Raw genomic sequence first — 4823 nt, forward strand, 5'->3', positions numbered from 1 at the left:
CCGCTCGGCAGGTTGGGTTGTAAATTTTTTGTCAACCTGCTCATGCTCAGTGCCGTGGCGGGACCCGCAATCGCCCGGCCGCCACGGCTCGGCCTTTGCGGCGCTTCGCGCCGATCTCGCAGCAGAGGTTTCGGCCGCCGCTCGGCAGGTGGGTCGTAATTTTTTTGTCAGCCTGCTCATGCTCAGTGCCGTGGCGGGATCCGTTCGCCTATTGCAGGAGTGCGTTGAATACCAGCTTGAACGTGCCGTAAGTCTGGGCGCGGTGCTGTGGTCGGAAACCGATGAGCACGACTCGTCCCTGGCCGTAGCCGGCCGACACCATGGCGGCTCGGCCGTTCAGGTGCTCTTCACCGACGAGCCAGCCACTCTCCAGGATGTCCCGCTGGCGATAGCGCACGATCGTCTCGTACTTGTCGTTCTCGCGAGACGGCAGGATCTCGAACGCGGGGTTGCTCCAGAAAAGGGCGAGGGCTTCGTCGGGCATGCCGTAGGCGAGCGGATGGCTCGGGTCGACGTCCACCCGCAGAGTCGATCCGGGGCAGAAGAAATCCTTGCTCGGTATCCCCGCGAGCACGTTGCGCACGTTGAGCGAAAAGGTGTCGATGGCGAACTCGGTGGCGTCTCCGAAGCTCACGAGCGTGCCGCCTTCCCGAACGAAGGTCCTCAGAGCGTCCTCTCCCTCGCCCGCGAGTCCGCTCATGTACTCGGGCGGGTAGGGGGCGGGCCCTGGCTCTTCCTCGTCCTGTTTGCCCAGGATGGTCTCCTTGGAATCGTGAGGAATGATGATGACGTCATAGCTCGAACGAAGACCTCCCCGTTTCACATCCTCATCGTGAAGCGTGGTGTGGGGGAAGGCGAACCGCTCGAGGAGAAAACGCGTCCATCCTTCATCCATGCTGCCGCCGCGGTAGCGCTGATACATGCCGACCCGCATGCGCTTCAAGTCGTGCAGGGCCGCTCGCGGCTCGCTCCCAGCGCTTTCGAAGCGGACGCCGGTCTCGGAAGCGATCCGCGCGAGAAGATCGGGGGGAGCGTTGGTGACGATGAAGTCGCCCGCCCTCATGTCTCCGCCGGAGCTCGCGACCCTCTGGACGCCGACGTTCTCGTCGAGCAAAAGGTTCGCCGCCTGGTAGCTCAGGTTCATCCGTCCGTCGAGGCGAAGCCTCGGGCCCGAGGCCACGCCTCCCGGAGTGAGAACTTCGTCCTCGATGACCTCAAGACCGCCCTCGACGGGGACGGAGACGGGATCGACCCGCACCCCCATGAACTCGGACATCGTGTGGGTCGCGGTGTCGTAGGGCCGTAGCGGCGCGCCGTCCCGCGAGCGGGTCCAGGCGTTATCGGGATACAAGGTGCGCCCGACGAGGTTTCGGACGAGCCCCATCTTTGGCTGGGCCAGCGAGATGACGTACGAGCCGGCCCCATAGTGCATGCCTTCGACCTCGAAAGATGCCGTCGATTTCTGGATCTCGATGTCGGACATGAGAAGCGTGTTGATCATCTTGACCGCCGTCAACGGGTCATGTTGCCGCGCGGGCACGATGTAAGCCTTCACGTCTCCTTTCGCGCCACGCTCGATCTGTCTCGCCGCCTTGAGGTGGGCGTTTCTGAGCACCGTTTCACGGTTGCGGGCGGCGAGATCGAGAAGCGCCCAGGCCGCGATCTTCTGCTGCTCGACGATGTCACGCACCCGCCACCATCCACCAGGCCAGACATTGGGCATCGTGGATTGCGCCTCGTAGTCGGGAAACTGCCGGGCGCCGCCTTCGAGTTGATCGGGGTGGATGTAGAGCGGGGTCGCGAGGCTTGCGCTCGCCGATTCCGTCAACATGCCCGCCATGTTGTGAAAGGGCGTGATCCAGTGCCAGCCGAAGTGTCCCCAGCCGGGGTACTGGCCAGCGTTCAGGATGCCTGGCTTTCCGTGCTCTTCGAGCTTGTAGGCGATGTGGGCGCCGTACCAGGCGTGCTCACGCCAAACGAGCGGATCGGCATAAGGACGAAGGGGCTCGCTGTACGGGGGTACGAACATCCTGGCCCCGTACGAGCCCATCTGGTGATGATCGACGTAGGCCTGGGGCTTCCACTCTTTGTAGAGCACTCGGGCAGTATGGACGGCTTCGATCTGATTGAGAAAGTCCGCGTCGCGATTGTTATCGTGGCCGACGTACTTGTGGTACAGCCAGGGGAGGCTCGTGCCCTCGTACTCGCCTCCGACGGTCTGGTTGTACCAGTCGGTCACCATGATCTGACCGTCGGGATTGAAGCAAGGGAACATCAGGTAGACCACGTTGTCGAGGATTGCCAGCGTCTCGGCATCGTCGCGGTTCGCGAGGTCGTAGGCATGCTCGGGAGCGGTCTGTGCGGCGGCGACCTCGGTCGAATGCAATCCGAAGGACTGGCTGACGACGGCCTTGCCCTCGGTAATCAGCCGTTCCACTTCGGCGTCCGTGAGGCCGCGAGGGTCGGAGAGTTTTTGATTCATCTCCCGGATCGCCTCGAGATTCCTGTGGTTCTCTTCCGAGGTGACGATGACGAGCAGATACGGATGGCCTTCGGTCGTGGGTCCGAGGTTCACGACCCGGATGCGGCCGCTTTCCCGGGCGAGAAGCTCGAAGTACTCCACGATCTTGTCCCATCGGGCGAGCTTCTTGTCGGCTCCCATTTGATGGCCGAAAAAAGCTTCCGGCGTCGTGATGTCGTTGGCCCCATCGACCTCGAGGGCGAGCGGACCAAGCGACAGGAAAGCGGCAATCATCAAGAACGGGATCCCAAGCGATTTCATGACAACCTCGCGTTAATTTGAAAGGTCTACTTAACGCAGAAGCCGTCGTGATTCAAGGCCCGGCGAAGCGGTACAAGGACGAGCCCCATTCACCCAGTGAGCCTCGCAGTCACCGGCGCCGACCAGCGGCGAGATAAGTCCCGGGAGCATCGGCCATGCTCCCGGGACCGCAGCTTACTCAGAAGGCGAAACGAACGGCGACCTCGATCTGGCGTGAAGGGGCGTTGATGTTCGCAAGGAGATCCGTCGGCTGGCCAAAACTGGACGAGCGCAGGTTACCCACGGGAACGTTGAAATTGGCGCGATCGAATAGATTCAACGCCTGGATCATCACTTCGAAGCGCTGACCGCCCGGAAGATAGAAGTACTTGGATCCCCGGAGATCCACGTTGGCGAATCCGGGACATTCTATGCTGCTATCAGAGATGTTAGGCCGTCCCGTGGAGCTCAGATAGGCGTTCACCGCTCCAAGGTCGAGGTCGCGGCACCCGCTTCGAAACGTCGTTCCCGGAGCCAGGTCGGGGGTGTAACTGTCTCGGTTGTCGTCGGTACCGGTGTTGACCTCGAAGGGGAGCGACGACCGGACATCGATGATGCCGGATAATTGGATATCGTACGGCAACTGCACGATGCCGCTGGCTACGAGACGATGCCGCCGATCCGCCTGGGCGGCGTACCAGTCGCTCATCGTAAATCCGGGGGTGGTCACGTCATCGATCCGGAACTGGCGGTCCTCCGAGTCGGACCACGTGTAGCTGACGAGGAACTGATAGCGATCGGCGAGTCTGCGGTCGAGCTTCACGTAGAATCCTTTATACCGGTTCTCCTGGGAGGATCGCTCCTCGTCCGCGCGATTGAATTGAGGGTAGGGGCGCACCCCGTTCACGGGATAGTTGAGGTTGACGGTATTGATGTCGGCATAGCGACGCACCCAAGTGAAGTCGACGGAGAGCGCGAAATCGGAGGAAATTTGCCGCGAGGCCCCCAGATTGACGTGATGAGCATAGGGATTCTCGAAGTTGTTCGCCATGACCTCGATGTTCGGGGGTGCGGTGGAGACGAACTCCTCGCGGGAGCGGCCTCCCAGAGGATCGGGGTAGCCGGGGTTGGCGATGATGATGGTCTCTGCCTGGTGCCAGGTGCGCTCTCCGAGCATCGACAGAAGCGTCCGAATGTTGTCATAGAAGAGGCCGTAGCCACCCTTGATGACTGTCCGGCCGCTTTCGGTCGGGTCCCAGGCGAATCCGATTCGCGGCCCGATGTTGTTGAAGTCACCTCTCTGATCGGCCCCCTGGTGGAACGGTATCTCGAGAGGAAAGTCGATCTCGAGAATATCCTCGTTGAACGGACCGACCTGAAGGTCGTAGCGCAGACCCAGGTTGAGCGTCAGGCTGGAAGTCGGTGACCAGTCATCCTGGAAGTACAAGGAGAAATGGTGCACCGGCCTGTCCGCGAACCGAGGCTGGGACTGGAGATAGTTGACCGGGTAGGTTTCCGGGTCGTTTTCGTTGAAGGGAGCGTCGGTGGCGAAGGTGAACCGCCCGTTGTACTGATTCAAGATGTCTGCCTTGAACTGCACGTAGTTGTAATCCACTCCCAACTTTAACTGGTGGTCTCCGCCCCAGTTGGGCCGAAAGTAGGTGAAGTCGTCCTTGAACTGCCATCGCGTCTCCGGACCCATTTGATCGTTGCAGCTGCCGGTTCTGAGCGTCGGCCGGAAGATTTCCGTCTCACAGAGCGCGAGCCGCGCGTCAGAGAAGTCGCCCGCATCGAAGGATCCGTGCGAGAAAGCCGGGCTCACCTCATATTTGGAGAAGGCGCGCTGGAATCGAAACTCGTTCATGACGCTGTCGGAGGCCACCCAGGTGTGTCCTAGGACTTCGGAATCCCGCGGTACGGCGAAGTCGAATCCCTCGGCGACGATGCCGCCCGCCGTCAGGTTCGGCCGGTACTCGTTTTCCCAGGCGATACGAGCCCATACGTTCTGCTTGTCAGAGATCCGGTGGTCCAACTTGGTGAGCCACATATATCGCCATTGCTC

Annotated in this window: 2 protein-coding genes; both read right to left on the bottom strand. The window is 61.3% G+C overall.

All coding sequences use genetic code 11. The annotated features are described in order from the left end of the window. Positions 1-208 precede the first annotated feature (208 nt). Positions 209-2782: a M14 metallopeptidase family protein gene (locus VEK15_22005; protein HXV63390.1), complete on the bottom strand. Its 2574-nt coding sequence runs from the start codon at positions 2780-2782 to the stop codon at positions 209-211. Positions 2783-2960: 178 nt separating this feature from the next. Further along, positions 2961-4823: TonB-dependent receptor (locus VEK15_22010; GenBank protein ID HXV63391.1), on the bottom strand; the 1863-nt coding region annotated here is incomplete at its 5' end.

The sequence above is a fragment of the Vicinamibacteria bacterium genome (assembly GCA_035620555.1).
In the GTDB taxonomy this organism is placed as follows: Bacteria; Acidobacteriota; Vicinamibacteria; order Marinacidobacterales; family SMYC01; genus DASPGQ01.